The 5,532-nt window shown below is 40.0% G+C and carries 7 protein-coding genes; all 7 read left to right on the top strand.

The genetic code is table 11. The annotated features are described in order from the left end of the window. A partial coding sequence (locus tag VZ94_RS20725) for a TonB C-terminal domain-containing protein (protein WP_045780695.1) occupies positions 1-200 on the top strand: 200 nt, incomplete at its 5' end. A gap of 119 nt (positions 201-319) precedes the next feature. Beyond that, positions 320-904 carry a hypothetical protein gene (locus tag VZ94_RS20720; RefSeq protein ID WP_045780694.1) on the top strand — a complete coding sequence of 195 codons (585 nt, stop codon included), beginning with the start codon at positions 320-322 and terminating at the stop codon, positions 902-904. A 571-nt stretch (positions 905-1,475) separates the two neighbouring features. Continuing rightward, complete coding sequence (locus VZ94_RS20715; RefSeq protein WP_045780693.1) at positions 1,476-2,048, top strand: PAS domain S-box protein; 573 nt, start codon at positions 1,476-1,478, stop codon at positions 2,046-2,048. 53 nt (positions 2,049-2,101) lie between these two features. Next, the gene (locus tag VZ94_RS29895; protein WP_052700799.1) at positions 2,102-2,737 is read left to right on the top strand and encodes a chemotaxis protein CheB; all 636 of its coding nucleotides are present in this window, start codon (positions 2,102-2,104) and stop codon (positions 2,735-2,737) included. Further along, positions 2,700-3,065, top strand: coding sequence for a protein-glutamate O-methyltransferase CheR (locus VZ94_RS29890; protein WP_052700798.1), 366 nt, complete (start codon positions 2,700-2,702; stop codon positions 3,063-3,065). Before VZ94_RS29895 ends, VZ94_RS29890 begins: the two co-directional genes overlap by 38 nt. Beyond that, a complete protein-coding gene (locus VZ94_RS29885) occupies positions 2,971-4,665 on the top strand; it encodes a CheR family methyltransferase (RefSeq protein ID WP_239650126.1) in 1,695 nt (564 codons plus the stop codon). Before VZ94_RS29890 ends, VZ94_RS29885 begins: the two co-directional genes overlap by 95 nt. Then, the gene (locus VZ94_RS29880; RefSeq protein WP_239650127.1) at positions 4,577-5,386 is read left to right on the top strand and encodes a PAS domain-containing protein; all 810 of its coding nucleotides are present in this window, start codon (positions 4,577-4,579) and stop codon (positions 5,384-5,386) included. The genes VZ94_RS29885 and VZ94_RS29880 overlap by 89 nt, the downstream gene beginning before the upstream one ends. Positions 5,387-5,532 lie beyond the last annotated feature (146 nt).

The following is a 5,532-nucleotide window of genomic DNA, read 5'->3' as shown; positions in this document are numbered from 1 at the left end:
GCAAAGGCTACACCGCAGTAGTAAAACTCTGGTTAGATGCCGATGGTTCAATCAGTCGCTTTGAACTGGCACGCGGCAGTAACGATGCCGAGATTGACGAGTTAATCAATCGTTTGCTGGGCAAATATAAAAAAGTCAGCGAGCCGTTACCGCCCGGTATGGAACAACCTATTCGATTAAAAATTACCTCAAGACTCTAGTATGTACTTAACGATATTACGACTAAGCGTGGTTATGGCGTGTTTAAGTGTTTTACCAATGGTTCAGGCCGCGCCTAAAGATAAAGAAAGCGTAAAAGCGATTAAAAAAGCTTCAGTTAATGGTGCATGAAATCACTACTGAGCGCGATCGCTTGCAAGCAGACAACGCAAAATTGCTAACAGATTTAGATGCAGCCAAAGCTGAAGCAGCCAAACAAAAAGAGGCGGCTACAGCGGTAGAGCAAACGTTAAATAATGCGTTAACCGCGCAAAAAGCCAGTACTGACGAAGTGCATAAACGCTTAGATGCGACAATGGCTAAATTGCATGAGGTGATAGATAAATACAATGCCCTTAACAAAGCTAAAAATGAATTAACGACAGACTATGCGGGTTTACAAAACACACAACAACTGACGGCGAATGAGCTTAAAGCGTGTGAGGCTAAAAATGCCAATATGTACCAAGGCGCTCAGCAAGTCATGAAAAGCTTAGCTGCTTGTCAAAATCGTGGTGTGATTGAAACGCTAACCGGTTCTGAGCCGTTTACGCAAATAGGTAATGTCGAGTTTGAGCTGTTAATGCAAGAATACGAAGACAAATTGAAAAAGCAAAAATATCAACGTGATGTGAATGCAGCAACAATTATCAATGCCGCAGCCAAAAAAACGAATCCCGCCCCAGTGAATGGCCAGCAACAATAGCCTGGATTTATCCGCATAGTGCGAGTTTATCGCACCTACAAATGCCGAGCTTCACTCTGAACGGCCACATTCGGTATCTTATGTTGCCGTAGAGTGCGCTTTGCGCACTTTTTTCATTGATTTTTTAATGATGTTATAAAAGTGCGCATAGAGCATTCTACCAATCAGCTCTATACGGCAGCCTTCTTTTGACCCGCTATAACAGCCATAGAAAATGGCTTCAAGTTATACGGCAAAATATTTGAAAAAAGTCATACATTGAATGAACACTAGACGCTATCACAGGGATTTCAAGCAAGCTTTACTTTGTATTTTGAAATATAATTGAATCGGCTTTAATCAAAAAATGAGTTTTTACGGCATTTGTACCCGCGACAATGTAGTAATTATGTAGGTTAATCCAAAAAGCAAGAGCCTAGTATTAGGTGAATAAGTCAGAACAAGGCGTTAACACTAATGCGATATTAAAATACGGTCTTAACGTTAGCCTCTTGTTCTCCATCATATAACTTACAACACCTTACATTTATAAATGCGAGGTGATAAGAACATAAACTGAAAGCATATCATCATGAGTATTGACGAACGACACGAAGAACTTAGGAACCGGGCAGAGCAAGTGGTAAATTTCTCTCCGCAGGAAATTAAAAACATAACGCCTGAAGAGATTCAACGTTTGTTTTATGATTTACAGGTCTATCAGATTGAACTGCAGATGCAGAATGATGAGCTGCAAAAAACGCAATTAGAACTAAGCCAAGCTAACAACCGCTATAGTTTTATTTATCACTGCCTTCCTATCGGCATTGTGATACTGGATCATTTAGGTTTTATCGAACAAATAAACCATGCTTTTGCCAAAATGCTAGGTGTTAAATCTGCGCTTTTGGTAAAAAAACACTTTTCTAAGTTTATTTTTGAAGAAGACAAAAATATTTTCATTCAACGATTTGAGCCTATTTTTAAGTCGCCAGAAGGAAAATTTATGCAATTGCGGTTACAGAATGATAGCAAGGTGTCTCCGGTGTTGATTCAATGCAATGTCTATGATGAGTCAGACAACATCAGCAGTGATACTAATTTAAAACAACGCAAGATAGTTTTTTCAATTACCGACCTTTCCGGTATAACAGTTGGACAATAGCTGCTAACTAAAGCGCATTTGACTTTTTCATCTCAAAAATAATTTTAAGAACTATGGATAATGAGAGCTGTTCACCAGCGACAAAAAATCAGCATTATATTGTCGGTATCGGCGCATCAGCAGGGGGATTGGAGGCAATTGAAGCGTTTTTCAAACATATGCCTAATATTGCTGGCCTGTCTTTTGTCGTTATCCAACACTTATCACCTCATTATAAAAGCTTGATGGCTGAATTGCTGTCCAAGCACACGCGTATGCCAGTAAAACGGATTGAAGATGGCATGGTGATTGAGCCAGATTGTATTTATTTAATTACACCCAGCAAAAATGTGACGGTGTTTCATAACAAACTGTTGTTGGTGGAACAAGACCATTCAAAAAATATTAATTTACCGATTGATTTATTTCTGCGCTCCCTGGCTGAAGATGCCAGGGAAAAAGCCGTGGGTATTATTTTGTCCGGTACTGGTAGTGACGGTACGCGCGGCATCCGTGCCATTAAAGAATACGGCGGCATGGTTATGGTGCAAGATGAAAGCACGGCCAAATTTGATGGTATGCCCAAGAATGCTTTTGCGACCGGGCTAGCCGATTTTTGTTTACCGCCAGAAAAAATGCCAGCCCAATTATTGGCGTTTGTCAAACATCCTTATGCCACGCTACAAGAAAAAAAGTTTAGTTCCGGATGATGACAATGATATGAACCGGATTTTTGCGATTTTAAGGGATAAATGCAAAATCGATTTTACCTTCTACAAACCCAACACAGTTGTTAGAAGAATAGAGCGACGAATAACGATCAATCAGCTACGTGATTTACAGGAGTATTTGTTATTTCTACAAAATAATTCGAATGAAATTTATGTGCTGTATCAAGAATTACTGATTGGCGTGACCAGTTTCTTTCGCGATGAACATGTTTTTGAAGAAATTAAAGAAAAATGGTTGGAGCAATTGGAAACACTCGCTCAGGGAGAAGAGCTACGAGTTTTGGGTAACGGCTTGCTCAACCGGTGAAGAGGCCTATTCATTAGCCATGTTGCTGGCTGAGTATCGAGAAGAAACCGGCCGCTATTTCCGGATTAAAATATTTGCTACCGATGTTGATAATACGGCGATTGAAAAAGCCAGCAATGGCAAATATCCTGAAAGCGTTATTGCCGATATTCCGCCTAAACTGTTATCGAAATACTTTATCCGCCGCGAAGATTATTTTCAGATTAGTCAAAAAATCAGGGAAATGGTGGTCTTTGCTCAGCATAATCTGATTAAAGACCCACCGTTTACCAACATTCATTTTTTGAGTTGTCGTAATGTGTTGATTTATCTGCAACCCGTCATGCAGAAGAAGATATTGGAGTTGTTCAATTTTTCCTTGGTTAAAGACGGCTTGCTGCTGCTTGGCACGTCTGAATCTATTGGTGAAATGGTGGAATATTTTGATACCGTCAGTCAGCGCTCAAAATTGTTTCGCTCCAAAGGCAAACAAAGATCAGTGGGTTTCGTCAATGCTTCAACCAACATGATGAATTATTCTCCTTATCCAGCAAGTTTACAACGAGCAGGAAATGCGTATCCCCAAGATGATAGGGTGTTAGAGCGTTTTATCAAAGCGTTGTCGGATGAAGTGTTACCGTTTACGTTAATTGTTAATGAGCACATGGAGATTTCGCATATTTTCGGCGAATCCAAAGATTATTTAACCTATCCCTCTGGCAAACTGGTCAGGAATATTACCAAGTTGGTAAAAAAAGACTTGTCTATTCCCATTGCGACAGGTATCCAAAAAGCGCTTAAAGGTAAAGGCGAGATTGTCCTGTCCAATATCCGTCTGCGTGATAAAGACACTGCCAGAACATTTAGGCTACAGTTCAAACCATTGCCAGGTCGAAAAAGCCAGGAAACATTGGTTGCCATTCTGATTCGTGAAAAAACCGAGCCGGTTTCATCGATTGAAATGGAAAGCCAAACTTACGACCTTAACCAAGATGCTAAGCAACGCATACTCGATTTAGAACAAGAGCTGCAGTTTACCCGAGAAAATTTGCAAGCAACGGTTGAAGAATTAGAAACTTCGAATGAAGAATTGCAAGCCACTAACGAGGAATTGTTGGCCAGTAATGAAGAATTGCAAAGTACCAATGAAGAGCTACAGTCGGTTAACGAAGAGCTTTATACCGTTAATGCAGAGCATCAAGGCAAGATTGTTGAATTGACCTTGTTAAATAATGACTTAGACAATTTGTTCAATAGCACTAATATCGCTACGTTATTCCTTGATGAAAATCTCGATATCCGACGCTTTACACCTAAATTGCAAGCGATTTTCCATATTCTGGAAAGTGATTTAGGACGGCCGTTTTTTCATCTAACGCATTCTATTAAATCGGTTGAAATTCTTAAAATTGTTAGAGATGTCAATAATAGCCACACAAGTTTTGAACAAGAAATCCAATTGACGAATGACTACTGGTATTTAATGCGCGTCATACCTTATGCCGTGTCGATTAAACAAAAACGCGGGAGTCATTCTCACTTTTATCGACATCAACCAGTTAAAACACGCACAAATCGAAATCCAAAAAAGAGAACAGGAAGAAACCATACGCCTTGCTAAGTTCGTCAAGTTTTCCAATGATGCGATTTGCTTAATTGAACAAGATGGCCAGATTGTCACTTGGAACACGGGGGCGGAGAATTTATATGGTTGGACTGAGCAAGAAGCATTGGGCATGAATTTCAAGCAACTGATTCCAAAAGGCGAAAAAAAGAAAGCCCAGCAAAGTGTTGATGCGTTGCTTAAAGGCAAGGCGCACACGTCATTTCGGGCCAATCGGCTGACCAAATCAGGTAAGACCATAAATGTTGCCGCTTCCGCGTGTATCTTTTATCCCGAAGACGCATCGCGAAAACTTATCGCGTTAACTGAACGGGATTATTTTCACCAGCATCAAGAAGAGCGGAATGAATGTATAAGCTGCCTGCAAAAACTGGCGTCTATAGTCATGGATTCGGCTGAAGCCACCATTATGATTGATGTGGAAGGTAAAATTGTTGCTTGGAATAAAGGCGCTGAACAGCTTTATCGCTGGAGGAGTCAAGAGGTGTTATTTAAGTCATACGACGATTTAATTCCCGTTGAAGAACGTAAATGGATAAAAGACTATTTGAATAAGTTACTGAAAGGCCAGACTTTAAATGCCATTCAGTCAAAACGTGTCACGAAAGAAAACCAAATTATTGATGTTAACTTTAATGCGACGTTACTTGGCAATCAATCAGGCGAAGCATTAATGATTATAGCGAATGAAAGGGTTGTAACTGGGAGAGGGGATTAACGTTACACTCTGAACGGTCAAATTTTCGGTTTTTTTGAGTAGGGTACGCTGTGCGTACCACTAGAAAAATCGTAATAAAATCAATAAAAAGGTACGCGTAGCGTACCCTACAGCGAATCTGTAAAAACCAAAAACTTTAACCATTT

This window comes from Methylocucumis oryzae (assembly GCF_000963695.1).
GTDB classification, from domain to species: Bacteria; Pseudomonadota; Gammaproteobacteria; order Methylococcales; family Methylomonadaceae; genus Methylovulum; species Methylovulum oryzae.
This window is presented reverse-complemented; position numbering and strand designations above follow the sequence as displayed.